General features: G+C 62.8%; 25 protein-coding genes. 12 read left to right on the top strand and 13 right to left on the bottom strand.

All coding sequences use genetic code 11. The annotated features are described in order from the left end of the window. Positions 1 to 116: 116 nt before the first annotated feature. A complete protein-coding gene (locus C7I87_RS08850; protein WP_149903843.1) occupies positions 117 to 728 on the bottom strand; it encodes an LOG family protein in 612 nt (203 codons plus the stop codon). A gap of 125 nt (positions 729 to 853) precedes the next feature. On the opposite strand from C7I87_RS08850, the gene C7I87_RS08845 reads away from it, so the two are divergent. From C7I87_RS08845 to C7I87_RS08830, 4 genes are all read left to right on the top strand, one after another. Next, positions 854 to 2,323: a LysM peptidoglycan-binding domain-containing protein gene (locus C7I87_RS08845; RefSeq protein ID WP_149903842.1), complete on the top strand. Its 1,470-nt coding sequence runs from the start codon at positions 854 to 856 to the stop codon at positions 2,321 to 2,323. Positions 2,324 to 2,402: 79 nt separating this feature from the next. Further along, positions 2,403 to 2,750 carry an ArsR/SmtB family transcription factor gene (locus C7I87_RS08840; protein WP_149903841.1) on the top strand — a complete coding sequence of 116 codons (348 nt, stop codon included), beginning with the start codon at positions 2,403 to 2,405 and terminating at the stop codon, positions 2,748 to 2,750. Between the two features lie 25 nt (positions 2,751 to 2,775). Next, positions 2,776 to 4,659 (top strand): ABCB family ABC transporter ATP-binding protein/permease, encoded by a 1,884-nt coding sequence (locus tag C7I87_RS08835; RefSeq protein WP_149903840.1) that lies wholly within the window; start codon positions 2,776 to 2,778, stop codon positions 4,657 to 4,659. 87 nt (positions 4,660 to 4,746) lie between these two features. After that, positions 4,747 to 5,100 (top strand): antibiotic biosynthesis monooxygenase, encoded by a 354-nt coding sequence (locus C7I87_RS08830; protein WP_188393782.1) that lies wholly within the window; start codon positions 4,747 to 4,749, stop codon positions 5,098 to 5,100. Here C7I87_RS08830 and C7I87_RS08825 read toward each other — a convergent pair. Beyond that, positions 5,097 to 5,951, bottom strand: coding sequence for an SMP-30/gluconolactonase/LRE family protein (locus C7I87_RS08825; RefSeq protein WP_149903839.1), 855 nt, complete (start codon positions 5,949 to 5,951; stop codon positions 5,097 to 5,099). The genes C7I87_RS08830 and C7I87_RS08825 overlap by 4 nt on opposite strands. 285 nt (positions 5,952 to 6,236) lie before the next feature. Here C7I87_RS08825 and C7I87_RS08820 point away from each other — a divergent pair, with 285 nt between their 5' ends. From C7I87_RS08820 to C7I87_RS08810, 3 genes are all read left to right on the top strand, one after another. Beyond that, positions 6,237 to 7,538 (top strand): DMP19 family protein, encoded by a 1,302-nt coding sequence (locus C7I87_RS08820; RefSeq protein ID WP_149903838.1) that lies wholly within the window; start codon positions 6,237 to 6,239, stop codon positions 7,536 to 7,538. A 196-nt stretch (positions 7,539 to 7,734) separates the two neighbouring features. Beyond that, a complete protein-coding gene (locus C7I87_RS08815) occupies positions 7,735 to 8,433 on the top strand; it encodes a phosphatidylserine decarboxylase (RefSeq protein WP_149903837.1) in 699 nt (232 codons plus the stop codon). 2 nt (positions 8,434 to 8,435) lie between these two features. After that, complete coding sequence (locus C7I87_RS08810) at positions 8,436 to 9,254, top strand: CDP-alcohol phosphatidyltransferase family protein (protein ID WP_149903836.1); 819 nt, start codon at positions 8,436 to 8,438, stop codon at positions 9,252 to 9,254. Here C7I87_RS08810 and C7I87_RS08805 read toward each other — a convergent pair. From C7I87_RS08805 to C7I87_RS08790, 4 genes are all read right to left on the bottom strand, one after another. Beyond that, on the bottom strand, positions 9,251 to 9,844 hold the full coding sequence (locus C7I87_RS08805) for a TetR/AcrR family transcriptional regulator (protein ID WP_149903835.1): 594 nt from the start codon (positions 9,842 to 9,844) through the stop codon (positions 9,251 to 9,253). The genes C7I87_RS08810 and C7I87_RS08805 overlap by 4 nt on opposite strands. A gap of 66 nt (positions 9,845 to 9,910) precedes the next feature. Beyond that, positions 9,911 to 10,714, bottom strand: coding sequence for an SDR family oxidoreductase (locus tag C7I87_RS08800; protein ID WP_149903834.1), 804 nt, complete (start codon positions 10,712 to 10,714; stop codon positions 9,911 to 9,913). 202 nt (positions 10,715 to 10,916) lie between these two features. After that, the gene (locus tag C7I87_RS08795) at positions 10,917 to 13,139 is read right to left on the bottom strand and encodes an AMP-binding protein (protein WP_149903833.1); all 2,223 of its coding nucleotides are present in this window, start codon (positions 13,137 to 13,139) and stop codon (positions 10,917 to 10,919) included. 102 nt (positions 13,140 to 13,241) lie between these two features. Then, positions 13,242 to 13,649 carry a tautomerase family protein gene (locus C7I87_RS08790; protein ID WP_149903832.1) on the bottom strand — a complete coding sequence of 136 codons (408 nt, stop codon included), beginning with the start codon at positions 13,647 to 13,649 and terminating at the stop codon, positions 13,242 to 13,244. Between the two features lie 99 nt (positions 13,650 to 13,748). Here C7I87_RS08790 and C7I87_RS08785 point away from each other — a divergent pair, with 99 nt between their 5' ends. Continuing rightward, a complete protein-coding gene (locus tag C7I87_RS08785) occupies positions 13,749 to 14,612 on the top strand; it encodes a LysR substrate-binding domain-containing protein (RefSeq protein WP_149903831.1) in 864 nt (287 codons plus the stop codon). A gap of 198 nt (positions 14,613 to 14,810) precedes the next feature. On the opposite strand, the gene C7I87_RS08780 is transcribed toward C7I87_RS08785, so the two are convergent. Both C7I87_RS08780 and C7I87_RS08775 read right to left on the bottom strand, forming a co-directional pair. Next, positions 14,811 to 15,716: a DMT family transporter gene (locus C7I87_RS08780; RefSeq protein ID WP_149903830.1), complete on the bottom strand. Its 906-nt coding sequence runs from the start codon at positions 15,714 to 15,716 to the stop codon at positions 14,811 to 14,813. Between the two features lie 59 nt (positions 15,717 to 15,775). Next, positions 15,776 to 16,663, bottom strand: a complete 888-nt coding sequence (locus C7I87_RS08775) for a DMT family transporter (protein ID WP_149903829.1) — start codon at positions 16,661 to 16,663, stop codon at positions 15,776 to 15,778. A 331-nt stretch (positions 16,664 to 16,994) separates the two neighbouring features. On the opposite strand from C7I87_RS08775, the gene C7I87_RS08770 reads away from it, so the two are divergent. The 3 genes from C7I87_RS08770 to C7I87_RS08760 all read left to right on the top strand — a co-directional run bounded on the left by C7I87_RS08770 (position 16,995) and on the right by C7I87_RS08760 (position 19,331). Then, a complete protein-coding gene (locus tag C7I87_RS08770) occupies positions 16,995 to 17,576 on the top strand; it encodes a VOC family protein (RefSeq protein ID WP_149903828.1) in 582 nt (193 codons plus the stop codon). A gap of 27 nt (positions 17,577 to 17,603) precedes the next feature. Further along, positions 17,604 to 18,458 carry a glutathione S-transferase family protein gene (locus C7I87_RS08765; RefSeq protein WP_149903827.1) on the top strand — a complete coding sequence of 285 codons (855 nt, stop codon included), beginning with the start codon at positions 17,604 to 17,606 and terminating at the stop codon, positions 18,456 to 18,458. A 165-nt stretch (positions 18,459 to 18,623) separates the two neighbouring features. Further along, the gene (locus tag C7I87_RS08760) at positions 18,624 to 19,331 is read left to right on the top strand and encodes a response regulator transcription factor (protein ID WP_246696231.1); all 708 of its coding nucleotides are present in this window, start codon (positions 18,624 to 18,626) and stop codon (positions 19,329 to 19,331) included. A gap of 13 nt (positions 19,332 to 19,344) precedes the next feature. On the opposite strand, the gene C7I87_RS08755 is transcribed toward C7I87_RS08760, so the two are convergent. The 3 genes from C7I87_RS08755 to C7I87_RS08745 form a co-directional block, all read right to left on the bottom strand. Beyond that, positions 19,345 to 20,448 carry a polyamine ABC transporter substrate-binding protein gene (locus C7I87_RS08755; protein ID WP_149903825.1) on the bottom strand — a complete coding sequence of 368 codons (1,104 nt, stop codon included), beginning with the start codon at positions 20,446 to 20,448 and terminating at the stop codon, positions 19,345 to 19,347. Positions 20,449 to 20,521: 73 nt separating this feature from the next. After that, positions 20,522 to 21,628, bottom strand: coding sequence for an agmatine deiminase (gene aguA, locus C7I87_RS08750; protein WP_149903824.1), 1,107 nt, complete (start codon positions 21,626 to 21,628; stop codon positions 20,522 to 20,524). Between the two features lie 184 nt (positions 21,629 to 21,812). Beyond that, positions 21,813 to 23,330: a S10 family peptidase gene (locus C7I87_RS08745; RefSeq protein ID WP_149903823.1), complete on the bottom strand. Its 1,518-nt coding sequence runs from the start codon at positions 23,328 to 23,330 to the stop codon at positions 21,813 to 21,815. A gap of 182 nt (positions 23,331 to 23,512) precedes the next feature. On the opposite strand from C7I87_RS08745, the gene C7I87_RS08740 reads away from it, so the two are divergent. Continuing rightward, positions 23,513 to 24,019: an OsmC family protein gene (locus C7I87_RS08740; protein ID WP_149903822.1), complete on the top strand. Its 507-nt coding sequence runs from the start codon at positions 23,513 to 23,515 to the stop codon at positions 24,017 to 24,019. A gap of 46 nt (positions 24,020 to 24,065) precedes the next feature. Here C7I87_RS08740 and C7I87_RS08735 read toward each other — a convergent pair whose 3' ends face one another. Both C7I87_RS08735 and C7I87_RS08730 read right to left on the bottom strand, forming a co-directional pair. Beyond that, positions 24,066 to 24,284: a hypothetical protein gene (locus C7I87_RS08735; protein WP_149903821.1), complete on the bottom strand. Its 219-nt coding sequence runs from the start codon at positions 24,282 to 24,284 to the stop codon at positions 24,066 to 24,068. A gap of 229 nt (positions 24,285 to 24,513) precedes the next feature. Then, positions 24,514 to 25,254 (bottom strand): SDR family NAD(P)-dependent oxidoreductase, encoded by a 741-nt coding sequence (locus C7I87_RS08730; RefSeq protein ID WP_149903820.1) that lies wholly within the window; start codon positions 25,252 to 25,254, stop codon positions 24,514 to 24,516. Positions 25,255 to 25,269: the final 15 nt, after the last annotated feature.

The raw sequence follows: 25,269 nt of genomic DNA, 5'->3' as shown, positions 1-25,269 counted from the left end.
CCGGGAATGTCGCCGCGATTCCAGATCTGCCGCACGGCGCGGGAGGCTGCCCGGAGGGAGGGAAGTGGGCAGTAGCGGTAGGCAGTGTTTCTCCCTACCGCCTTACTCCCTTGATCTCACATCTTGTCGATTACCGACTGGACGCCCTCGGTCGGCGAGTCGACCGAGGACCCGGCCACCATGATGGCAGCGACGATGGCCTCGGGGTCGTTGACGACCAGCGGCTTCACACGCTGCGCGGTATGAATGAACCCTTCCGCTGCCATGTGATCAAGCAACGCCGTCATCGGGTCCCAGAATCCGTTGATATTGCCGAAGACGATCGGCTTGCGGTGATGGCCGAGTTGCGCCCAGGTCATGATCTCGACGATCTCCTCGACTGTGCCGATGCCGCCAGGCAGCGCCACAAAGGCGTCGGATTTCTCGAACATTTTGTGTTTGCGCTCGTGCATGTTGTCGGTGATCAGCAACTCGTCGAGCCGGTCAAGCGCGGTTTCGGTTGCTTCCTTGTTGATGAGGAAGCGCGGAATGATGCCCGTCACCTTGCCGCCGGCCTTGAGCGCGCCTTCGGCGACGGCGCCCATGATGCCTTTTGTACCGCCGCCATAGACCAGCCGCAGGCCTGCCTTGGCGATTGAGCGCCCAAGCAGGTGTCCGGCCTTGGCATAGATTTCATCGCGGCCCGGAGACGAGCCGCAATAGACGCAGACGGATCGAATCGTGTTCATAAGGTGATTGGTGATTGGGTCTGAAAGCCTGGTCAAGCCCCAAGGACTGACAAAAACGGGCTTTTTCTTGTCGGCCTTGGCAAAACACGCTAGACCGGCGTTAGGTGGCTAAGGGGTACGGAAATATGGCAATTAATCCATTGAAGGCGTTCCTGTTCGCGGCGGGTGGGACCGTCGCGGCCGCGGGAACCGCCTATGTATCGGGCGCGCTCGACCCGTATCTTCATCCAACGCCGCCGGCGCGAGTGGCGGCCTTGACGCCGCCCGCGGCACCGAAGCCGGCTGATCCCGGCACGGAAGGGCGCCTGCCGGCTCCGGCAGTGCCGGCCGCTCCAGCCACGGCACCCCAGGCGACAGCCCCGACAGCACCTGCAACCGATGCGACGGCCCCGGCTGCACCCGCGACGGCGGGGCCGACCGCGCCGACTTTCGACGTCGTGCGCGTCGAGGGCAACGGCTCGATCGTCGTTGCCGGCAACGCCGCGCCCAACTCGAAGGTCGAAATCCTCAACGGCTCGACGGTGATCGGTTCCACGGTGGCTGGTCCCGATGGCGCCTTTGTCATCGTGCTCGACGATCCGCTGAAGCCCGGCGACTATACGATCTCCCTGCGTTCGACGGTCGGCACGGTCGTGACCGCTTCGGCGCAGACCGCCGTGGTCTCGGTGCCCGCGAATGCGGCAGGCCAGGTGCTGGCCATGGTCGAGGAGCCGGGCAAGCCGGCCGAACTGCTGACGGTCCCGGCGCCCGAGACAAAGCCGGCACCGGCAACCGGCGACCAGGCCGGCGCTCCAGCGCCCACCACGCCGGCGGCGACCGCGCCAGCCGTGGTTGAAGCAAAACCCGCTCCGGCGGCACCGGCCGCGCCCGCGGCGGCTGCGGCCGAACCCAAGATCGTCGTCGAGGCGGTCGAGATCGACGGCAACAAGATCTTCATCGCCGGCCTCGCCGATGCGGGCCGCAAGGTGCGCGCCTACGCCAACGACATTCTGCTCGGCGACGCACAGACGTCGTCGGACGGCCATTTCCTGGTCGAGGCGACGCGCGACATTCCGGTCGGCAGCTATACCATCCACGTCGACGGCCTTGCCACCGACGGCGTGAAGGTGGTGGCTCGCGCCGCTGTACCCTTCGAACGCGAACCGGGCGAGGCGGTTGCCGCCGTTGCGCCAGCCGGGACCAAGCCGGCAGAGACCAAGCCCGCTGTGCCTGCCGCCACGGAAGCCCCAGCCGCTGCGGCGCCCGCTGCTCCGTCGGAGACCGCACCGGCTAGCGAGGCGCCGGCTCCGGCCGTCGTCGCGGCAGCCACGCCGCCAAGCGACGTGCCTGAAATCGTGTCGCCCAAGCTCGAACATGCCAACGGCGCAGTCATCATTCGGCGCAACGATACGCTGTGGCAGATTTCACGGCGCGTCTATGGTCGCGGCATGCGCTACTCCACCATATACCTAGCCAACCAGGACCAGATCAGGAATCCTGACCACATCTGGCCGGGGCAAGTGTTCAAAGTCCCGGAAAAGTCGAAGGAAGGCGAAGCCGCCGACCTCAAGGCGATGGGCGAGCAGGCGACGACCGCACCGACGAAGACGGAATAGTGATAGATCGGCAATTCCGGCAATCTACCCATCGGCCTAGCTTGCCCTGTCATCCTTCATCGTCTATCGCCGATGAAGGATGACAGAATGCATTCCCGTACCAGACCATACAGCTTCGGCACTGCCTGGCTGCATACCGGACAGCCGCGCCGTCGCGGCGCGGCTCGCAGCACTTTCGCATCCGGCTCGGATCGAGATACTGAAGCATCTGTCCGCCAGCAATTCCTGCTGCTGCCGTGAGGTCGTCGACCATTTCGATCTGGCGCAGTCGACCATCTCCCAGCATCTGAAAATATTGGTCGAGGCCGGCCTTGTCCGGTTCGAGCCCGACCGTCAGCGATCGCGCTACGCGGTCGATCGCGCCGCACTTGCCGAGATCTCGGCATCGCTGAGCGCGCTCATCAATTCCTGCTGCTCCGGCCGCTGACCCTCTCATCCAAAAGGCAAGAAAAGTGGCCGAAAAAACCGTCTCCACCGACACCTCGACACTCACGACGTTGCGCAACCTCTGGCCCTATATGTGGCCGGCCGACCGTGCCGACCTAAGGGCACGGGTGACCTGGGCGACACTGCTGCTGGTCGTGGCCAAGGTGACGCTGGTCGCCGGTCCCTATTTCTTCAAATGGGCGACCGATGCGCTGGCGGGAGGCTTCAAAACGCCACCGCCGCTGCCGTCGTTCATGCTTGCCCCGGTGATGCTGGTTATTGCCTACAATGTCCTCAGGCTCGTCCAACTCGGCTTCAACCAGCTGCGCGATGCGCTGTTTGCCCGGGTCGGCCAGCATGCGGTGCGCCAGCTTGCCTTCCGCACCTTCGTGCACATGCATCAGCTGTCGTTGCGCTTCCACCTGGAGCGCCGCACCGGCGGCCTGTCGCGTATCATCGAGCGCGGCACCAAGGGCATCGAGACGATCGTGCGCTTCATCATGCTGAACACGGCGCCGACGATCCTCGAATTCGCGCTGACCGCCGGCATATTCGGCTTCACCTATGGCTGGAAATATGTGGCCGTGGTGGCGGTGACCGTCTGCCTTTATGTCTGGTTCACGGTCAAGGCCAGCGACTGGCGCATCTCGATCCGCCGCGACATGAATGACAGCGATACCGACGCCAACACCAAGGCGATCGACTCGCTGCTCAATTTCGAGACGGTCAAGTATTTCACCAATGAGCGCATGGAGGCCGAGCGCTTCGACCGCTCGATGGCGCGTTACGAGATCGCCGCCACCAAGACCTGGACCTCGCTCGGCTGGCTGAACTTTGGCCAGGGCTTCATCTTCGGCGTCGGCACAGTCGTCGTCATGTGCATGTCGGCGCTGGAGGTGCAGGCCGGCACCCAGAGCGTCGGCGATTTCGTTTTCATCAATGCCATGCTGGTGCAGCTTTCCGTGCCGCTCAACTTCATCGGCTTCATCTACCGCGAGATCCGGCAAGGGTTGACCGACATCGAGCACATGTTCGACCTGCTCGACGTGCCGCAGGAGATCGTCGACAAGCCCAGCGCCAAGCCGCTGGCTGTCTGCGCCGGTAAGGTTGAGTTCCGCGACGTCCACTTTTCCTATGATCCGAACCGCAAGATCCTGAAGGGCGTCTCCTTCGAAGTGCCGGCCGGCAAGACCGTTGCCATTGTCGGACCGTCGGGCGCCGGCAAGTCGACCATCTCGCGGCTGCTGTTCCGCTTCTACGACGTGCAGTCCGGCCAGGTGCTGATCGACGGTCAGGATGTGAGGGACGTGACGCAGGACAGCCTGCGCGCGGTGCTCGGCATGGTGCCGCAGGACACGGTGCTGTTCAACGACACCATCGCCTATAATATCCGCTACGGGCGTGTCAGTGCCAGCGAGGAAGAGGTGCGCAAGGCCGCCGAACTCGCCCAGATCGGGCCGTTCATCGAGAAGCTGCCCGACGGCTACAAGTCGATGGTCGGCGAGCGCGGGCTGAAACTTTCCGGTGGCGAGAAGCAACGCGTGGCGATCGCCCGCACCATCCTGAAGGCGCCGCCGATCCTGATGCTCGACGAAGCCACTTCGGCGCTCGACAGCCACACCGAGCAGGAGATCCAGGCAGCGCTCGACCTGGTCAGCCAGGGCCGCACCACCATCGTCATCGCCCACCGCCTGTCGACGGTGATTTCCGCCGACGAGATCATCGTGCTCAAGGACGGCCAGATCGCCGAGCGCGGCACCCATGTCGAGTTGATGCGGAAGCACGGCCTCTACGCCTCGATGTGGGACCGCCAGCGCGAGGCGACCGAGGCCGAGGAGCGGCTGCGCATTGCTCGCGAAAGCGACGAACTGGGTGTCGTCGTGCGCCGGCGCACGTCGGAGATGTCGTAGCTCAAAAACCCTCTTGACCTCAACTTAGGTTGAGATCGTAGACCGTCGCACGAGAGCCGAAACAGCATCATCGAGGACGGGATAAAAATGGATATCAGCTTTACGAATCAAAACGTTAATGGCGGTAGCGTGTTCAGGGTCGACAAATTCGTCGTGCCCCACAATGCCCGCGATGAGATCCTCGCAAAGGTCAAGATGACGCATGAGTTGCTGCGCCTGCAGCAAGGCTTCGTCCAGGATTTCCTGCTTGAGCAATTCTCCGGACCGGGCGAATTCAACCTCGTCACCATCGTCGAATGGGAAAGCCAGGCTGCCGTCGACAATGTCGTGCCGATCGTCAAGGCGGCGCACGAGCGCGTGGCCTTCAATCCTCAGGAAACGATCGCCCGCCTCGGAGTGCGGGCCGATATCGCCAACTATCAGCGCGTGCCTGGACTCTAGCCGGGCCAGCCAACGCCCGGTGCTGGCGCGTCGATGGCGAGCACCTGGCCGGTGCGGGCGTCGCTGATCATATGCTCGAAGCCGCGCCATTCGGCAGCGGTGATGAACAGCGTTTTCCTGTCGGCGCCACCCAGCATGCAGGCAAAGCAGCCGCGATCGGCGGTGACGGTCTGCAAGACGTCACCGCCTTCGCGCACCCGCACGCAGTGCTTGTTGGGAACATCCGCGTACCAGGCCGGCCCTTCGGCATCGAGGCAGATGCCGTCGGGATATCCGTCGAGTTCAGCCCAGATGCGTCGGTTGGACAAAGTGCCGTCGGTGGCGATGTCGAAAGCGGTCAGCCTGTTGGCATGGGATTCGGCGATAATCAGCGTCCTGTTGTCCGGGGTCACCGCCATGCCGTTGGCGAAGGCGATAGTGTCCGCCACCTGCCTGACCGCGCCGTCCGGTGTGACCAGCGCGATGGTGCCGGGACCGAAATGCTCGCCGGGCGCCGGCGCCGGCCCTCCGCCATCGACATAGATGTTGCCGCGCCCATCGACGACGATCTCGTTCCATGGGCTTTTCGACAGGCCACGCAGATCGGTGTGGGTGACGAGCGAGCCATCGGCTTCCTGCCTCAACATCAGGCCCTCGCGGCCTGAGACAACCAGCAGACGACCATCCGGCAGCCAGTCGATTGAGTAGGGCAGGACAGCCGGAATCCTGAGCATGATCTCGCTGTTGCCGTGCGCATCGACGGCAATGATCTCGCCAGTGCCCCAGTGGCAGACCCAAAGGCGTCCGTCATGCCAGCGCGGCGATTCGCCAAAGGCGAGACCAGCAGTAACGAGACGCGTTTGGTTCTGCATATGGGAAGCTCCTGCTTGTGAGAGATCATGGCAATGACCGTGATTGCTCACCGAGGACGGGCGAGCGGGCAGTTTGCCGACAGTCTCCGCAACAATTTTAGCTTGGCGGCTGCTTCCCGCTGAGATCCTCAAGGCGCCTCGATGTCAACGCTTTTTTGGATGTTATTCAGAATATTGCTTGATCAGGAATGGTGAAAGTGAAATTCAAGATGCCTTTTCGTCAGATCTCCGAGATGATATTGTGTTCTCTGGAACGTAACCTGTCGTTATTTATGGTACAGAAGAATGGGATGGAATGATTGGATTTTTTCGCGCAAGAAAAGGCTATCGCAATCGGCAACGGTTTCGATAAATCATTCGACGGAGCCGGCGGCCAGCCCGCAGATGTCTTCAATTATTGTCCCGTTTTCAGCAATCGAGCGCGCTGCCAAGGAGAACTACGTTGCTGATCTCGTGACGGCGGTTATGGATTTCGTCAATGCAATGCTTGATCAGGGTCTCTACAAAGATCACGAAATACCGGCGTCGGGTAGGCAATTTTTTCACACTTACCTGTACGGCCTGGAAGTAAGTAACGGCGGACATAGTCAATTTATCCGAAACTATTATGGTCACCTGGACAAAATTACTTCTGATGCACGTCTGGCTCTGGCTGGAATGCGGGCAGAAAGCCATTTGGCTATTCTAGAACAAATGGTTGCTTGGGTCCGAGAACACCCTGAGGAGGCGAAGGAACAGACTGGATTCGAAGGTGGCCGCGCTGATTTCCTTGATAGACTCGACGATCTTTTTCACAAGGAGGAAGACAGCGTCCCGTTGCTTGCTCGCGCAGTAGGTTGGATCGCCTCGTGGCCTGAACTGGAGATTGTTGACGATGACGAATGCCAGGAGGCCATTCTCGACGCAGTGATGGCTAACCCTAGACGAGAACCTCGGTTGCGCCATCGCTCGGTGTCGCATTTGAAATCAGTCATGACGAGTAGGCTTCAAGTGGGCATCGGTTTTGCCTGTGCAGGTTTGCCGCAGCCCGAGGTGAAGCTCGGGATCGGCGAAGGACGGATGTTGGACATAGACGGCGAGAAGCAGATGGCATTCCCTGTCATGACCAATGCCGGCAGGGTGCTTTTGTGCGTAGTCACACCAACGCATGCAGCGGCGTACCAGTACCTTGCTGCTGACGGCTCGGAGCCGCAACTCGACCTCAGACCGGTCGATAGTATCGATGAGTTGCTTGGCGAAGATGCTCCACGCGTCGGCCTGAAGTTGTCCCAAGTCGACGCTGTTTCCATAACGACCGTCATCAAATTGGCTGAAGTCTATCGGGCGCCAGCAGCCCTCGACCTCCTTTTGCGTAGGGCTGGGATAGATACGGCAGGAGCAAGTGCCTTGCCAGCGATGCTGGTTCCAAGAGAGGGAGGGTCGGTCGTCAGTTGGACAGTTACTGCTGGCGGTAGAGCACTATTATTGCTGTCCGCTCCCAACGGAAGCATGCTCTTGACATCGGGCGCCGAAGATCCGCTGGCGGACGCCTCTAGGCTTGAGATCGAAGAACATTTCGCACGCGCCGAATCCGATAGCGCCAACTAACCTGGGTTGATTCGTCTCGATTTGCCCGCGCTACGTTCTCTCCGACAGGAAAAAGCGCGATCGGCATGCCGTTCTCGCCGGAGGACGACTCCAAAAACAGGACCGCCCTTACCCACTCATTCGCGCCGCCCATTGTCGCGTTGCGGGCAGGGGGTGTTTCGGCTATTGAGGCCGGACCTGAAACAGGGACTGCCCCATGAGCCTTGTCGACACGGTCAAGAACGCGTTCGTACCGATCCATCGCGAAGGCTATCCCTTCATCGCGGCCTTCGGCGCGGCAACCCTTTTCCTCGGCTATTTCTCCTCGATCCTGTTCTGGATCGGCCTGATCCTGACCGCCTGGTGCGTCTATTTCTTCCGCGACCCCGAGCGCGTCACGCCTGTTGACGATCGCCTGGTGGTAAGCCCCGCCGATGGCATCATCTCGGCGGTCGGGCCCGCCGTGCCACCGCGCGAGCTTGGCCTCGGCAATGTCGAGATGACCCGCATCTCCGTATTCATGAACGTCTTTTCCTGCCACGTGAACCGCTCTCCGGTACGCGGCCGCATCGCCAAGATCGAACATCGGCCGGGCAAATTTCTCAATGCCGAGTTGGACAAGGCGAGCACCGAAAACGAGCGCAACGGCCTGGTCATCGACAGCCCCAACGGCACGGTGGCGGCGGTCCAGATCGCCGGTCTGGTGGCGCGCCGCATTGTCTGCTGGACCGAGGCCGGCGCTTCGATCGGCACCGGCGAGCGCTTCGGTCTGATCCGCTTCGGCTCGCGCGTCGACGTGTTCCTGCCTTTGACCGCCACGCCGCGCGTTGCCGTTGGCCAGACGGCGGTCGGCGGCGAAACCGTGCTGGCAGAATTCGGCGGCGTCGCCGGCACGCCCCTCGTGCGGATTTCCTGACGGTGGGTACGCAATATAAAAAGTTCGAGGCCCATGCCAGCGGCGGTCCGCGCATCCGCGAGATCCCGATGCGCATGGTGCTGCCTAATCTGGTCACCGTGCTTGCCATCTGCGCCGGCCTGTCTGGCATCCGCTTCGGTTTCGAGGGGCGTTTCGAGCCGGCTGTGGTGATGGTGCTGCTGGCCGCATTCCTCGACGGCATCGACGGCCGCCTGGCGCGGATGCTGAAGGCTACCTCAAAATTCGGCGCGCAGATGGATTCGCTGGCCGACATCGTCAATTTCGGCGTCGCGCCAGCACTTGTGCTCTATGCCTTCCTGCTCGACCGTGCCGGCTCGCCGGGCTGGATCGCGGCACTGCTGTTTGCGATCGCTTGCGGCCTCAGGCTCGCGCGCTTCAACGTGCTCGACGACGAGAAGACCGAACGCCCGATATGGCAGTCCGAATATTTCGTCGGTGTGCCGGCCCCGGCGGGCGCCGTGCTGGTGATGCTGCCGCTCTACCTCTATTTCCTGCGCCTTGGAGTGGAGCCCAGCCGGCCGGCCGCCTTCGTCGCCACCGGCTTCACCATCCTGGTCGCCTTCCTGCTGGTCAGCCGGTTGCCGGTCTATTCCGGCAAGAGCGTCAAGATCCCTGGCGACAGGGTGCTGCCGGTCATCCTCGCCGTCGTCCTATACGTCCTCTTGCTGATGACCTATCCCTGGTACACGCTGACGGCATCGGTCGCGGGCTACCTGATCTTCCTGCCGTTTTCCGTGCGCGCCTATTCCAAGCGCGCCAAGCTGGAAGGCGAGAAGGTGCCGCCTTCGGACATAGGTTAGGGCCGCAAGCCCCGGACCAGCAAATCGGTCCAGGCGGACGCGAAACGTTCGTCGCTGACTTCGATCGAACGCTCGGTCCAGATCGCTTCGAAGACGCGGAACATGGCGACGCTGCCGACGATGACGGCGGCGACCGCCTCGCTATCATGGGGACGCAGTTCGCCCCGGCGCTGACGCTCCCGCAGCCATTCGGCGACTGCGCGGTACGTGCTTTGCATGATCTCGCCGCGCGCCGAGGCCTTCAATTCCGGGAAGTGCTCGAGATCGCGCCACAGGATTCTGAGCATGTCGCGATTCGCGCCGAGTTTTTCCAGCACGCCCTCCACGACCCGCCGCGCCCCCTGATCGACAGGAAGTACCTGTTCGCCAAGTTTGGCCCGTCCGTCCCGTGCCGTTCCAACAAAGCGGTCGATAGCTGCGGCAAGCAATGCTTCCTTCGAGGGAAAGTGCTTGTAGAGCGCACCCGAGCCACGCGACAGGCCGGCGGCTTCCTGAATTTCGGGAACGCTGGTCCTGTCATAACCGCGCTCGGCGAACAGGCGGATGGCTTCGCGTAGAATGCGCTCGCGTCCGGCGGATGGCGGCTTCATGGCTATTCCTGCTCACTCGATCCTGGTGGCGGGGATTCGGCGCTCGACAATAACATCAAGGATCGCTCACGGCGCGCTTCCACCCCCCTGCTCGGAAAGCCATGCCTTCCATGTTCTTTCTCCCAGCCGCTCGCTGGTTTCGACAAGGCCCAGGGCAAGGCTTATCTTTCGACTGACTGGAAACGGCAGAATGAGTCGCCGGAGCCCGAGCGCATCGCGGTACTGTCGAGCGAATGTCGAGAACGGCATCACCTCGGGGCCGCCGATCTGCGGGCGGACACCGCGTTCCCCGTCGCTGACAGCCTGGGCCAGGTAGCTGGCGACATCGCGAGTATCGACAGGATTTGACGGCGAGGTCGGCAGCGGCCAGACCGGCAGCCATCTCAGCCCGGTCAGCATCTGCGCCAGAAGGTAAAAGAATGGCGTCGCACGGATGACCGACCACGAAAGCGGCGACGCCCGCACAAGCTGCTCGCCGGCCAGCTTCACGCGGCTATAGGGCAGGGTGCTGAAGTCGAGGCCGACGATCGACACGAAGATGAAATGCGAGATATCGGCGCGCTGGCATGCGGCAAGCAGCCGCCGCGTCCCTTCGACATCGACATCCGACGGACTGGAGAAGAAATCGATCGGCCGCATACCGCGCCTGGCGATCGGCGACAGCGTCGCCGCATGGATGACCGTGTCGATACCGCCAAGGGCTTCTTCGATGCCTTCCCCCGTTGCGAGATCGCCGAGCGCCCATTCCAAGGAGCGGTCAACCCCGGCTTTCCTGGCCAGCAACCTGACGGCGTGCCCGGATACGGTGAGTGCCGGCACGAGATTATGTCCGAGATGCCCGGTGCCGCCGGTGACGAGGATATTTGCCATCCAGGAACTCCTTGCCATGCAAAGGAGGTGTCATGTCGCGCTGGCTGAAAAACGCATGCCCAGCGTCTCTAGCTTAGGTGAGTGAATACTCTCTCACCTACAATTTGTCCATTCGAATCGCTGCGGCATGAGGGCGCAATCCTGGGTCAGGCGATCCCGAAACGATTAGTCTATGCAGCGATTCTATCAACCCTGAACGGCTCTAAGCCGCCATGCCAAGTCCCAGCCGGTCGATCGCCAGCTTCCTGGTCGACACATAATCGGTCTTGCCCGAACCGAGCACCGGGATTTCTTCAACCTTGACGATGTCGTTTGGCACCATCAGTTCGGCCGCTCCGGCCTTTTTGCCGAACTGTCGCAGCTCGTCGGCGCTGGCATCGTCAGCGGTGGTGACCAGCACGATGCGCTCGCCCCGTCTCTTGTCCGGCACCGCCACCGCCGCATGGCGTTCTTCCGGCCAAAGCGACTGCACCAGCATCTCGACCGCGCCCAGCGACACCATCTCGCCGGCGATCTTGGCGAAGCGCTTGGCGCGGCCGCGAATGCTGATGAAGCCTTCGCGGTCGACGGCGACGATGTCGCCCGTGTCGTGCCAGCCGGTCAGCGGCTGCAGCTCGCCAGGCCTGTCCGCGGTCATGTAGCCCATCATCATGTTCGGCCCGTCGAGCCACAACTGGCCGGCATCATTGATGCCTTCGACCGGCTCCAGCTTCATGCGGATGGCCGGCAGCAACCGCCCGACCGTGCCGTCGCGGCCATGGATCGCGGTGTTGACGGCAACCACGGGCGCCGCCTCGGTCAGCCCGAAGCCTTCGATGATCTCGGCCTGGAAGCGTTCGCGATAGACGAGGCGGGTATCCGGCTTCACCGCCTCGGCGCCGGCGACGACGAAGCGCAGGCTGGAGAAATCTCCGTCCTTGGCGGTGCGCGCATAGTTGGCGAGGAACGTGTCGGTGCCGAACATGATGGTCGGTTTCACCTTGCGCGCGATCTCGGGGATGATCTTGTAGTGAAGGGGCGAGGGATAGAGGAACAGCTTTACCCCGGTGACCAGCGGCAGGATGGTGCCGCCCGTCAGGCCGAACGAGTGGAACACCGGCAGCACGTTGAGCAGGATGTCCGCCGGCGAAATGGTGATCCGCGCCTCGGCCTGCATGGCATTGGCGAGAAGGTTCTTTTGCGACAGAACGACCGCCTTCGGTGTGCCTTCCGAACCCGAGGTGAACAGGATCACGCCCGGCTTGGCCGCATCCTGCCGCTGCAGCGGCAGGCGCCAAAACAATGCGGCGGCAAGCTTGTCCAGCGTGGTGACGCTTTGGCGCAGATCTTCCAGCCACAGCAGCCTGGCGCCGCCTTTTTCGACCGCGGCGACGACATCGGCGAGAGCGGCCTTCTCGATGAAGGCGCGTGAAGAGACAACGGTGCGGATCACCGCGGTACGCATCGCCGCGGTGACGCTTGCCGGCCCGGCCGTGTAGTTGATCATCGCCGCCACGCGGCCCGCCGAGAGAAGGCCGACAAGCGACAGCACGACACCATTGGCGTTGGGCAGCATCACCCCCACCGCTTCGCCCGGCGCCGTCATCGCCTCGAAGCGCCTGCCCAGCACGCGCGCGCCGATGAACATCTTGCGGTAGCTTAGCGCACCAGAGATGACGTCCTCGATGATCGGATGCGAAGCGCCGACGCGGTCAGCGGCGTCGCGCATGGCCAGGAACAGGCCTCGGTCGAGGTCGGTACCGAAAAGCCGGGCCTCGGCGACACGGTCGAACAGCGCATTGGTGTTCGAGGCCTGAACCGGGTTGCGCGCCGCCAGTTCGGCGATCGTCATCGGTTCCAGAACACTGATCGACAGCTGTGGGAACCAGTGACGCGGTGCCTTGTCCGCCGACGTCAGCGAGACCGGCAGACTGCGTGCACCGGCGACGAAGATCGGCACGATGCGGGCATCGGCCTGCATGGCTATGCGGGTGACGGCGCGAAACAGCCGAAACGTCTTTACGTCGGGCTCGACCGCGTCGGGCAGATAGACGGCCAGCCGGCCCTTGCCCTTCAGCACACGCACCAGCCTGCGGCTGACGAAGACATGTTCGGCATTGAAGGCAATGGTGCGGCCGAGTTCGCGCCAGGGCTCGAGCCATGGCGAGCGCGCCGAGACCTCGTCGAGTATGTGCAGCGTGTCGTCGGGCAGCAGCGACAGCATCAGCGCCGGCTCGAAGCGCGACTGGTGCGAGATGACATAGATGACCGGCACCTGCGCCTTGCGGGCGACCCTGATGCGATTGTCGCTGATCCGGTAGGCGAGCTTGAACGGTACGTAGAGCAGCGCCTGGGTGAAGCGCAGGCCGAGGCGGAACTTTTCCACCGCCCCGATCAGCAGCCAGGCCACAACCAAACCCGCAAGCAGCGCCAGTGTCAGGATCATGCCGCGTATCTCCCAACGATTTTGTCACCGCGGCTCTTGTGCGGCCGCTTCGGGGCAGAGCCTAGCGGAAGTCGAGCCAAGGTCAATGCGCAAGGGGCGTCCTCACGCCGCCTTCAGCCGCCCGCTGATGAAACGAAACTCCTGCGTCTTGCCGCCATAGCCATAGGCGGCTGCCGAGACCTCGTGCACGAAAGCATAGCTTTCCTGGTGCACGCCGCCCAGTAGCTGGCCAAAGGCTTCGAAGATCGCCTTGATATACGCTTCCAGTTCGAGCTTGGTATTGGTGCCGTCGACCACCTTGATGTCGAGCCAGAACGTGTTGGTGCGCTGCTCGGCGAGCGACTTGCCACCGGCGAACCAGTGCCGTGGATCGAGATAGGCTACGGCAACGGCAGTGAGCGTCGGATCCTTGCGCAACTGCTTGGCGGTGATCTCGGTGATTTCCCTGGCGATGCTGGCGGACAGGGTGGCGTCCGGCTTGCCGGTGACGGTGACATTGATGATGGGCATTTTTCTTCTCCTGGTTTCTAGCGTTGGAGAGACCATGCCATCGCCGTGGAATCAAAAAAATCGAATTGTTTTCAACTAAAGATTCGATAATATCGAATTATGGACACGCTCGATCCCGACCTGCTCAGAACCTTCCTTGCTTTCGTCGACGGCGGTTCGCTGGCGCAGGCAGCGGCCAAGGTCGGCCGCTCACCGTCGGCGGTGACGGCGCAGATGCAGCGTCTGGAGGAAATTGTCGGCGAGCCGCTTCTGGCGCCGCAGGGCAGGGGGCGTGGCCTGACGCCGGCAGGCGAGGACCTCGTCGGCCATGCCAGGCGCATTCTTGCCGTGCATCGCGAGGCGTGGCTGGCGCTGAAAGGCGCACGCGCTGCCGGGCGCGTCGCCATCGGCACGACACAGGATTTCGCCGACAGCGGCCTGCCAGACCTGCTGCGTGCTTTCGCCACCAGCCATCCGCGCGTCAGGATCGAATTGCGGGTTGGCCGTTCCGCCGAACTGGCGCAGGCATTGGAAGCCGGTGGCCTCGATCTGGCGATCGTCATGCGCAAGACGGCGGCGCCGGACGAGGTCGGCGTTCTGCTCGAGCCGATGATATGGCTGTGTTCGAACAAGGGGCTTGCCTCGCGGCAGGAAGAATTGCCGCTGGCGTTGCTTGATCCCTATTGCGGGTTTCGCGAGGCGGCACTCGCCGCGCTCGATGCCGCCGGCCGCCGCTACCGCATTGCTGCCGGCAGCGCCAGTCTGGCCGGTCTGCGCACCGCGGTGAATGCCGGCGTGGCGCTGACCTTGCGAACCCCCCGCTTTGCCCATTCCGGCATTGTCGAGGCGCCCCGCGAACTTGGCCTGCCACCGGTTCCGATGGCTGAGTTCGCGATCCGGCTGCGCGCCGGCGCCGATGTGCCCGCGAGCGATCTGGCGGCGCTACTGGGTGCCAACCTGGCGCTCTCCGGATCGCCTGGTTGACTTCCATGAGACCGCATCAATCAGCCTTGGCAAAGAAGAAGCCGACCTTTGCGGTCGGGCCGGCCTATGCAAAGAAAAAGCCGACCTTGCGGTCGGCTTGGGAGTAGGACGGGCCGAGGGGTTTGGGGGGACTTGGGGGTGGCCCGTCGCACCAATAATGTCCGAGTCCGGTGATGGTTCCGTGACTCCAAAACTTTTTTAAGAAATATTTGACGCCGGGCGCTGCGAGCGTGCCGCCAGCCAGTCGCGGCCGGCGTGGGCAAAGACCGCGCAGAGCACGATCGCGCCCCCGATCATGCTGGCCACCGGCGGGATTTCGGCCAGGAATAGAAATGCAAACAGGATCGCGAACGGCACTTCCGCCGAGCCGAGCAGGCCGGATTCAGGCGCCGGGATAAGCCGCGAGCCTTCAGTCCACAGGACGGAAGCAAGCGCGAAGGACGCGCCGAAGGTGGCAAGCAGAACCGCGTCCCTTGCTGAGACCGCCAGGGGATCGGTGACGAACCAGCCGAGTATGAACAACAGGAAAGCCGAAACCGCGCCGGCCCACACCACGGGCGTGTCGCGGAATGCGCGCACCATGATCATGTAGAGCGCGCTGCCGGCCGTCATCAGCAGCGCCAGCACGTCGCCGAACAGGTTGCCAGTGCCGAAACCCGACCAGACCATGATGGCGACCCCGCACAGCGACACGGCCGCGGCCACCATCGTTTGCAGGCGGAAAGGCTCGCGCACCAGCATCCAGGCCAGTACGGCGGCAATGAAGGGCGATGTCGCGTAGATGACCGCGACATTGGCGACGAAAGTGAACTTGAATGCCGAAATGAAGGCGATGCTGGCCAGCGCGCCTTCCACCGCCAGCAGCCAGCCGCGCCAGCCAAGCCGCAGCGGTTCACAGTTGCCGGCACGGTGGCGGCGCCACAGCACGTAGAGGCTGATCAGGATTGCGCCGACAAAGCCGCGCCAGCAGGTGATCGTCAGCGGATCGGCATGGATCGACTTTGTCAGCACGCCGGTCAGCCCGAATACGGCCGCCGAGCATGACACGAGAATGATGCCCAGCGTGCGCTCAGTGGTTTCAGTCGCGGCTGTGATGTCAGTCATCTCGGCAGCCTAGCCCTCAGGTCCTGACATCGTAGTGTCAGCATTAACGGCCATCCACATCAAAGCCGCTTGCGGAAATGCTCGCCGCCGACGATCAGCAGGCCGGCGGCGACGATAAGCGCGGCACCCAGAAAGACCTCGCGGCGCGGCACGTCGCCCCAGATCGCGAAGCCGAGTGCGAACGCCCACAACAGCGAGGTGTATTCGAGTGGCGCCAGGATCGATGCCGGCGTGCGCTTCATACCCTCGAAGAGAAGATATTGCGCCAGGCCGCCAAGTGCACCGACGCTGGCAAGAAGCAGCAATTGTGTCGGGTCCGGCGTATGCCACCACAACAGCGCCGGCACCGTCGAAAACAGCAGGAAATAGAAATTGTTGAGCAGGAGCTGGATCATCGAGCGCTCGGCAAGGGCTGTCTTGCGCAGGAGCACGATGGCGATGGCCCACAAAAGAGCCGCAGCCAATACAAGCACCACTGGCACGGACAGGCCGAGATGGGTGGGGTCGCAGGCGACGAAGACACCGGCAAAGCCGATTAGAACCGCCAGCCAGCGTAGAACAGGCACCTTTTCGCCGAGCAGGACCACCGAAAGTACGGTGACGATGATCGGGGCCGCGTAATAGACGGTGGTCAGTTCGGCAAGCTGCAGGCTGCGGGCGGCATTGTAATAGCAAAGCCATGCGGCAAGCGTGAAGGCACTGCGCACCAGCATCGGCCGCACGATCGGCGAGCGCACCGTGTCGGCGAACAGCGCCCGCCCGCCGATGGCCGCACAGGCACCAAGAATGGTGATGCTGCGGAAGAACATGATCTGCCAGACGCTCATGCCGGTGACCAGCAGCTTGATCGAGGCATCCTGGGTCGAAAACAGCAAATAGGCGGCGCCGGTTAAAAAGATCCCGGCAAGCACCCTTTCGCGTGTATCGAGAATGGCGATATCGGCCATAAGGCGTGCGCCTGCTTGAGTGAGGCGGCTCCTGCCCCAGTCGGCTCCGCTCCTGTCAGCTATACGGGCGAAATCAAGCACGGCGCTGCTCCAGCGCCGTGCTTGCGTTTGGGGCAGCGGCGCGAAATACAGCCTGTCCCGGATGCGGCTTCTGGCGCGGCACGGCTGATTGGTTTAGCATCGTCTCATAAAGCGGAAACCGAAGGGCAGGCGCGCAGACGCCGGGGAACGGACAGGGAGTTGGCGCTCAGCTCATGCCAGATGTAGCATGTGCAGGCGCGGCCTGACGGGCCGCCTCTGCCAGAGCGGATATTTCGGGGGGAGAAGGCCGATGCAGAAACTGCAGTCGCAAGGCGTCCATCACATCACGCTGGTCGGTGCCGGCCGCCAGACCTCGATCGATTTCTGGGAAGGTGTGCTGGGCATGCCTTTCATCTTCGAGCAGCCCAACCTCGACAAGCCGACCGAAAGCCATCTGTATTTCGATCCGGGCGACGGCCGGTTGATTACCATCTTCACCGACGAGACCCGCACGGCCGAGAAGCGCCGCACCCCGACCGACCCGGGCTGCGTGCATCACATCGCCTTTGCGGTGTCGCGCGTCACCTTCCTCCAGGCGGTCGCCAGGCTCGACGAGCGCGCCATCAAGCACAGCGGCGTCAAGGATCGCGGCTTCATGGATTCGATCTATTTCGAGGATCCGCTCGGCCTGCTGATCGAGCTTGCCTCCTACCGTTTCGAGCCGTCTGCGGGCTTTACTCACGCCGACGTCCTGATGGAGGCGCATAAGCTTCGCGTCGCGCGTGGCGACTACAACATCGCCGAAGTGCATCTGGCTGACGCCATCCAGGCGCTGGTGGAACGAGCGCGCGCGACATTGTCGGCCGACCGGGCACCCAAAAATCCATATTGAAAGCTGAACAGGCAAGGGGAGGAATACGTGGCAAAGGCAGTGACGAAGAGCGCAAGGAAACCGGCGGCCAAACCAGCGTCAAAACCGGCGGCAAAAGCCGCCGCGAAACCGGCAGCAAAAGCAGCGGCCAAGACGGCGTCAAAGGCAGCCGCCGGCAAGACCGCGGCCAAGGCGAAACCGGCAAAGAAACCGGCACTGACCATCAGCATGCTGAAGCCGAGCGTCAACAACATGACCGTTCGCGTCTTTGCACGCGCCGCCGGGCTCGACCATGCGGAGACCGATGCGTGGGGACACACGCGTTCGCCGGAATACATGGCGCGCAATCCTGCCCATCTGACGCCGATGATCGAGGACAAGGGCCTGCCGCGCGGCGTGCTTTGGGAGAGCTGCGCCATCATGCAATATCTTTCCAACAAACATGGGTTGGAAAAATTCTACCCCAAGGCGCCCGCCAAGCGGGCGATGATAGACAGCGCCATGTTCTATCTGATCGGCACGCTCTATCCCTATGTCGCGCGCGCCACCTATCCCGCACTCGGCTTCCCGCAATATGCCGGCGAGGTCGGTCACAGCGACGCCCACCCGGACAGGAAATCGGAGGCGCAGAAGGCGGCGGTCGCCGCGATTGCCGAACCGCTGGAGGTCTTCCATTCCTTCTTCCGCGACGGCAAGCCGTTCATCGGCGGCAAGACCCCGTCGATCGCCGACATCCGCCTAGCGGCGACCCTAGAGTTCCTCGCCGTCATCGACTACGCCCTGCCCAAATGGGCGAAGGAATACATGGCGGCGATGGAGAAGAAGCTCGGCAAGGCCTATGCCGGCCCGGCCGGCGACGTGCGCGGCTACATCGCCCATGTGAGGTCGCAGGCCAAGGCGTGATTCCAGCCAGTCGAAAGAGCGATGGGCTGCGGGACCAGCCGCGGACTGATTTCACCGGCGGCGCCGTGATTCCCCGCCAGCTTGAAGTTGGCGGGGCTTGAGCTAGTCTGGGCGCGGATGCAGTCGAATTTTTCTCTCGACCGGCTTGGAGGCTGGAGTGATGGCGTGGTCGCCGCGGCCCTGGCGGCAACGCCCGAGGACTTGTCGGCCCGCTTCAGCGCGGCGGCAAGCGTGCTGCTTGGCTCGGATCGCGTCTATGTTGGCTTCTATCATCGCAATATAACGTCCCTGACCATCGACGATGCCGGACCCGATCGCTGGAACCGCGACTATGATGCGCGCATCTACCGCCAGGATCCCTTCTTCCAGAGGTTCGCCAGCACCAGACAGGATTTCCTGCTGCCGTTGTCGGCACTGAGCCACGGGGATTTCCAGCGCACACCATATTATCGTGAATTCTACGGGCCCTCCGGCAGCTTCGATGAAATAACTGGCGTGTTCAACCTAGACGGACTGACCGCCGGCTATGTGACCTTTCTGCGCCGCAACGGCGCGCCGCGTTTTGGCGAGCATGATCTGGCCGTGGCCGGCGCGGCGAGCAGCGCGACAAAGCTCATTCTGCAAAGGCTGCTTCATTTGTGCCGTCTCCGGGACAAAGGGTCCGCAATCGAAGCCGCAGGGTCGCAGCTCAGCGCCCGGGAAAGGCAGATCGCGCGGCTCCTGACCGAGGGTGGTAGCGCCAAGACGATTTCGCGAAACCTGTCGATTTCACCCGGCACAGTGCGCAACCACATCAAGCAGGTCTACCGCAAGCTTGGTGTGCATTCCCAGGTCGAGTTGCTGACCGCCGGCTGGGAGGCCCCGCGCAACTGACGGTTCGCCAGCCTCACTGTCCCGTCACGACGCGTGTCCACATGCGGTTTTGCAGCCGCAGCAGCTTTGCGTCGTTGTTCTCGACCACGAACAGCTTGGCCTTTACGTCATCGGGCGGGAAAACGCCGGGATCCTTGGCGACCGCCTGATCCATCAGCGGCAGGGATTCCGGGATCGCATTGGCATAGGAAACATAACTGGAATTGGCCGCTGCGATATCGGGCCGCAAATTGAAATCGATCCAGGCCTGGGCATTCTCCGGATGCGGCGCATCCTTCGGCACCGCCATCGTGTCGAAGTTTATCAGCGTGCCTTCCCTGGGAATGGAATACGCAATCTCCAGCTTCTTCGCGGATTCCGCCGCACGGGTCTTGGCCTGCAATATGTCGCCCGACCAGCCCAGCACGACACAGATGTCGCCATTCGCCAGGTCGTTGATGTATTTGGACGAGTGGAAGTAACGGATATATGGCCGCACCTTGCCCATCAGCTCTTCGACCTTGGCGAGGTCGTCCTGACTGGTCGACCTGGGGTCGATGTGGAGGTAGTTCATAGCCATTGGAATGATCTCCGCCGGAGCATCGATCATAGCGACGCCGCAATCGGAGAATTTCTTGACGACGTCGGCGTCGAAGACCATGGCGAAGGAATCGGTCGGCGCATCCGGCATCCGTTGCTTGACGGCAGCGAGATTGTAGCCGATGCCATCTGTGACAGCCATGTAAGGCACCGCGTACAGGTTCTGCGGATCCGCGCCCGCGATCAGCGACAAGGCCTGCGGATCGATTTTCGAATGGTTTGTAAGCTTCGATCTGTCGAGTTCGAGGAAAGCGCCTGCCTTCACCTGGTTCTTCAGGAACGGAAAGGCCGAGGGATAGACCACGTCATATCCCGAGCCGCCAGTGAGCAGTTTCGTCTCAAGGACCTCGTTGCCATCATAGACATCGTAGCGGACCTTGATACCTGTCTCCTTCTCGAATTTCTCAACTGTATCGGGCGCGATATAATCGGACCAGTTGTAGACGTTGACGACCTTCTCATCGTCCGCCCGGGCGACGCCGAAGCAGATGCCGCAGGCAAGCGCGGCAGTCAGGATTGGGAAGAGCAAAGAGCGCACGGGCGTCCTCCTTTCGCTGGTGGCGGGCCGATGCGGCACACCGTTCCAATTTCACTTTCGGTACGCTTGCCGCTCAACACCGCTGCGGCGCATAAACGGGTAAGGTGATACAGGCGACATTGCCGCCTCCGAGCAGAATTTCGCGGGAGTTCTCGATGCCGATAATCTTGTGGTCGGGAAACAGCATGGCCAGTTGTAGCTTTGCCTTCCGGTCGAGATCGCAGCCGAACTCCGGAACGACCACGACGCTGTTGCCCGGATAATAGTTGATGTAACTCGCCGCGATCCGGTTGCCGGTCGGCCGCGCCCAGGTCGAATCGACCCGGTCCACGCTCTCGCTTTCTTCCATAGTCATCTCGATCGGCAGGGGATGAGGAAGCCTGTAAACCTCCAGGGCGCGGCCGCGCGCGTCGCGGGCCGAGCGCAGCACCTCTTCAGCTTCACGCACGATCTCATATTGCGGGTCCTTCCGGTCTTCGGTCCAGCTTAGCGCGACCACGCCAGGGCGCACGAAGCAGCAGAGGTCGTCGACATGGCCATCTGTTTCGTCGAAGGCAAAACCACGCGGCAGCCAGATGATTTTGTCGACACCGAGATAGTCGCCAAGCTGTTGTTCCACCTTCGCCTTGCCGAGATCGGCATTGCGATTGCGATTGAGCAGGCATTGCTCGGTCGTGATGAGCGTACCTTGCCCATCGCATTGCAAACCGCCGCCTTCGGCGATCAGCGGCGCGCGGTAGCGATCCATTTGCTCGACCTCGAGGACCTTTTGCGCCGCGAGGTCGTCCAGATCCCACGGCGAGTAGAGCCCGCCGTCGAAGCCGCCATAAGCGTTGAAGATCCAATCGACGCCGCGCACTTCGCCTCGATCATTGACGACGAAATTAGGGCCACTGTCGCGCAGCCAGGAATCGTTGGTGGACATTTCCACGACGCGCACATGGCTGGGCAATCGCGCTCTTGCGTTCTGCCACTGGCGGCCGGATGCCGCCACCGTCACCGGCTCGCTTTGTGCGATCGCCGCCGCGACATTGGCGAACAGCTTCTGCGCGGGCTTGGCGCCCAGACGCCAGGTGTCCGGCCGTTCCGGCCAGATCAGCCAACAGCCTGATTTGGGTTCGAATTCGCCAGGCGCGCGAAACCCGTCCTGTCTCGGTGTCGTCGAGAGCGTATGTGACATTGTGGGACTGCCGGAAAAATGGAACGACGAAACTTTCCCGGATCAGACGGTTTTGGGGCCTTGTCCGTCAATGTCCCATTTGGGATAGCTCGAAACACTGCGCCAGGCACTGGTCTGCGTTCGGCTGGGGCGAGTACGATTGGCGTCGGGCCTTGGTTGCCCGTAAGTTCGGTGTCTCTATCCTTTACTGCGTCGCCTGGTAAAGTTCCGAAGCAGCTTCTTTCAGCGCGCGCCGTCCGTCCGGTTTGAGATACATCATGTGCCCACCTTCAACGACGTCGAGGCGGATCGGCCTGGCGCCGGCGAGCGACGGGATCTGGCTGACCAGATAACGCGACGCCAGATAGGGAGTGACGAGATCGGTGTAGCCGTTGACGATGACGACGCCCAGCGCAGGGTTCAAGGAGCGCGCCCGCTGCAAATCGTCCATCACGCCGGCATAGCCCTGGCGTGAGGCGCTCGTGCCATAGTCCCAGTTGTGGCTGATATCACCGTTCAGCAAGCGGTAGCTGACGTCGGTGCGAAAGTTCAGCTCGTCGCGCGCGTAACCGACAAAGGCCGAGGTCATCGCCGGCACACTACGGTCCAGCACCGGATCGGGACCGGCGATGCGGGCGCTCTGGGGAGCGATGTCCGCCGTCGCGATCATGCCGTCATAGGGACTGAGCACCTTGCCCGTGGCACGGGCAAACTCCCTTGCGAAGAGCGAGGTCGGGACGCGAGCGAAGTTGCGGCGAACGAGGTCGGGCGGAAGGCCGGTGATCTCTGCCACGCGATCGCTCGCCAGCCGCCCACCTTGCTCCAGCCCACTGGCGAGCGCGGTGAGGTACTCGCCAAGCGCATAATGCTCGACCTCGGCGAGCTTTTCCCGCAGTGTATCGCCGTTGACACCTTCACTGCGCAGGCGGACCGCCGCGAGCGAGGGTAGTTCGAGAGCCCAATGCAGCGGCTCGAATTCGTCAGGCAGCACCAGGGTGAATTCCAGCGCCGGCGAGATCAGCACGATGCCGCTCGGGCTGATGCCGATATCTTCCTGCAGCGTCTTGGCAAGCAGTGCCGCCCGGAACCCGCCATAGCTCTCACCGGCGAGGAACAGCGGGGATCCCGTGCGGCCGTTTTGGGTGAGGTAGAGCCGGATGAAGGCGCCGATCGAGCTGGCGTCCTGGCTGACGCCCCAGAAGTCGTGCGTATCCTGCCCAGGCGCCTCACGACTGTAGCCGGTTCCCACCGGGTCAACGAAGACGAGGTCGGTCATGTCGAGCCAGCTGTCGGGATTGTCGACGAGCTTTTGGGGCGATGGGAGGAATTCCCCGTCGGCTCCGGTCGCCACGATGCGCGGTCCGAGCGCGCCGAGATGCAGATAGGCTGAAGCGGCGCCCGGGCCGCCGTTGAACACGAAGGTGATTGGCCGCCGTGCTTGCGTCGCGACGCTCTCCCGCGGTTTCAGCGTATAGGCGACATAGAAGATTTCCGCCGTGACCTCGCCCTTGCCGGAGAGCAGCGGAAGCGTGCCGGCCTTTGCCTGGTACTGCAGGCTGCGCCCGGCAATGGTGATCGAATGATCGGTGATTTCGGGCGAGGGCAGCAGCGACAGCACCCCGCCTGCAGGCGCCGGCCGCTCTGGCGTTTCCGCCAGGAGAGGCTGCGCGAAGCAGGCCAGCATGAAGAGGACAAGAGGGACGAGTTTCAGCTTGGAACGCATGAAGCCTCCGCGGGAACGATCCCCGCATAGGTATGGTCGATGCGAATGAAGTCAAAGGGAATAGACGAGGGCGAGCCCAACGCTGTCTCTCCGACACCAGCCTGGGTCGTCATGCTTGGATTGGCTCACACGTCTCGCACGACCGTGCTATCAAGGCAGAAAGCCGTTCGAAAGGAACGAAAATGGACGCAACCGAACTCAAGGCCATGCAGGCGCCGCTGAAGCAGGCCTACCGCGACGACGCCACACAAGCACTGATCACGCTGAGAGCGAAGGGTTCGATAGACGACCAGTCGGTGGCCTGCAAGGTCGAGACGGGCAGGGCGTTGGCAATCGCCGGCCTGCATCCGGCAACAGGCGGTTCGGGGCTCGAACTGTGCTCCGGCGATATGCTGCTCGAGGCATTGGTGGCTTGCGCCGGGGTTACGCTGAAGGCCGTGGCGACGGCGCTCGAGTTCAAGCTCGGCGCCGCCACGGTGGAAGCGCAAGGCGATCTTGATTTTCGCGGCACGCTCGGTGTCGCCAAGGATGCGCCGGTCGGTTTTCGTGCCATCCGGCTCAATTTCGATCTCGACACGGATGAGCCGCAGGAGCGGGTCGATTCGCTGCTGAAGCTGACCGAGCGCTACTGCGTGGTGTTCCAGACCATAAACCAGAAACCGGAACTGACGGTGAGCGCGCGGCGCTGAAATCGCAAGGCCCGCCGCAGCAGGGGGACCTTGCGATAGCCGATGCTTACTGCGCCGACGGCGCTTCGGCATCGCCTTCGTCGGTGAAGGGCGAGGCGCTCGGTACGCACTGCACGGACCAGCCGGCGGGTGTAGGCTGCTTCTGATATTCGGTGATGGCGGCAGTGCACTGTTCGCGCTTGTCGAAGGTGCTCGGCAGCACGACCATGCCGCCCTGTGGGCCGGCGATTACCAGATACCAGACCAATGCTGCGGTGGTAGTCATGGAGTTTTCCTTGTTCTGCCCTGCAGGGCGCTTGGTGTGGGAGCTATCCGACCCTAACAACTCCCCGGAAATGACGAAAGCATGACCGGTGGATTTCTGGGCAGGCGTGTTGCAGCCGCCACAATTCAATCGGCCCGCAAAGCGATAGAACAGCCGCCGAGGGGTCGAGACTGGTGCGGTCGTGATAACCCATCATGGCCGCCTCCTCGGCACCGTCAAAGGCTCGAGTTTATTCCGGTTGCCGGTAGGCGACGAAGCGATTGTGCTTGGCCTGGAAAATCAGCCCGGTCTCCGTGAGGTCCGGGCTGGCCAGCGGCACGATGCGTTTGGCGATCTCGGAGGGGGGCGGCAATGTCTCGGGATCCTCGCCGGGCACGGCTTGCGCGCGCATCGCGGTGCGGGTGGCGCCAGGGTCGGCGGCATTGACGCGCAGCGGCAGGCTTTGCGTCTCATGCGCCCAGGAGCGCATCATCGCTTCGACCGCCGCCTTCGATGCCGCGTAGGGCGCCCAAAAGGCACGCGCCGAATGCGCGGCGTTCGAAGACAGGATAATCGCCCGGCCGGCATCCGAAAGCCGCAGCAGCGGGTCGACGGAGCGGATCAGCCGCCAGGTCGAGGTGACGTTGATGGTCATCACCTTTTCGAAGGTCTTGGCCTCGACATGGCCGATCGGCGAGATGACGCCGAGCACGCCGGCATTGGCAACGAGGACGTCAAGCTTGCCCCAGCGCTCATGGATGGCACCGCCCAGCCGATCGATGCCGACCATGTCGGCGAGATCGAGCGGAACCAGCGTCGCCTGGCCGCCGGCCGCCTTGATCTGGTCATCGAGTTCTTCCAGTCCACCGACGGTGCGGGCAACCGCGATGACATGCGCGCCGGCGGCCGCCAATTCCCTGGCGATGAAATAGCCGATGCCACGAGAGGCGCCGGTGACGACCGCAACGCGGCCGGTAAGGTCGAGGGTCATGCGATGGCTTCCGGA

Origin of the sequence: Mesorhizobium sp. SARCC-RB16n, assembly GCF_008520305.1 — a bacterium.
Taxonomy (GTDB): Bacteria; Pseudomonadota; Alphaproteobacteria; order Rhizobiales; family Rhizobiaceae; genus Mesorhizobium.
Note: the sequence above shows the minus strand (reverse complement) of the source record. Positions and strands in the feature narration are given on the sequence as shown.

Coding starts and splice junctions, on each gene's coding strand:
- C7I87_RS08850 (WP_149903843.1), bottom strand. CDS start 728: ATGAACACGATTCGATCCGTCTGCGTCTATTGCGGCTCGTCTCCGGGC.
- C7I87_RS08845 (WP_149903842.1), top strand. CDS start 854: ATGGCAATTAATCCATTGAAGGCGTTCCTGTTCGCGGCGGGTGGGACC.
- C7I87_RS08840 (WP_149903841.1), top strand. CDS start 2,403: ATGACAGAATGCATTCCCGTACCAGACCATACAGCTTCGGCACTGCCT.
- C7I87_RS08830 (WP_188393782.1), top strand. CDS start 4,747: ATGGATATCAGCTTTACGAATCAAAACGTTAATGGCGGTAGCGTGTTC.
- C7I87_RS08825 (WP_149903839.1), bottom strand. CDS start 5,951: ATGCAGAACCAAACGCGTCTCGTTACTGCTGGTCTCGCCTTTGGCGAA.
- C7I87_RS08820 (WP_149903838.1), top strand. CDS start 6,237: ATGGGATGGAATGATTGGATTTTTTCGCGCAAGAAAAGGCTATCGCAA.
- C7I87_RS08815 (WP_149903837.1), top strand. CDS start 7,735: ATGAGCCTTGTCGACACGGTCAAGAACGCGTTCGTACCGATCCATCGC.
- C7I87_RS08805 (WP_149903835.1), bottom strand. CDS start 9,844: ATGAAGCCGCCATCCGCCGGACGCGAGCGCATTCTACGCGAAGCCATC.
- C7I87_RS08800 (WP_149903834.1), bottom strand. CDS start 10,714: ATGGCAAATATCCTCGTCACCGGCGGCACCGGGCATCTCGGACATAAT.
- C7I87_RS08795 (WP_149903833.1), bottom strand. CDS start 13,139: ATGATCCTGACACTGGCGCTGCTTGCGGGTTTGGTTGTGGCCTGGCTG.
- C7I87_RS08790 (WP_149903832.1), bottom strand. CDS start 13,649: ATGCCCATCATCAATGTCACCGTCACCGGCAAGCCGGACGCCACCCTG.
- C7I87_RS08785 (WP_149903831.1), top strand. CDS start 13,749: ATGGACACGCTCGATCCCGACCTGCTCAGAACCTTCCTTGCTTTCGTC.
- C7I87_RS08780 (WP_149903830.1), bottom strand. CDS start 15,716: ATGACTGACATCACAGCCGCGACTGAAACCACTGAGCGCACGCTGGGC.
- C7I87_RS08775 (WP_149903829.1), bottom strand. CDS start 16,663: ATGGCCGATATCGCCATTCTCGATACACGCGAAAGGGTGCTTGCCGGG.
- C7I87_RS08770 (WP_149903828.1), top strand. CDS start 16,995: ATGCAGAAACTGCAGTCGCAAGGCGTCCATCACATCACGCTGGTCGGT.
- aguA (WP_149903824.1), bottom strand. CDS start 21,628: ATGTCACATACGCTCTCGACGACACCGAGACAGGACGGGTTTCGCGCG.
- C7I87_RS08745 (WP_149903823.1), bottom strand. CDS start 23,330: ATGCGTTCCAAGCTGAAACTCGTCCCTCTTGTCCTCTTCATGCTGGCC.
- C7I87_RS08740 (WP_149903822.1), top strand. CDS start 23,513: ATGGACGCAACCGAACTCAAGGCCATGCAGGCGCCGCTGAAGCAGGCC.
- C7I87_RS08735 (WP_149903821.1), bottom strand. CDS start 24,284: ATGACTACCACCGCAGCATTGGTCTGGTATCTGGTAATCGCCGGCCCA.
- C7I87_RS08730 (WP_149903820.1), bottom strand. CDS start 25,254: ATGACCCTCGACCTTACCGGCCGCGTTGCGGTCGTCACCGGCGCCTCT.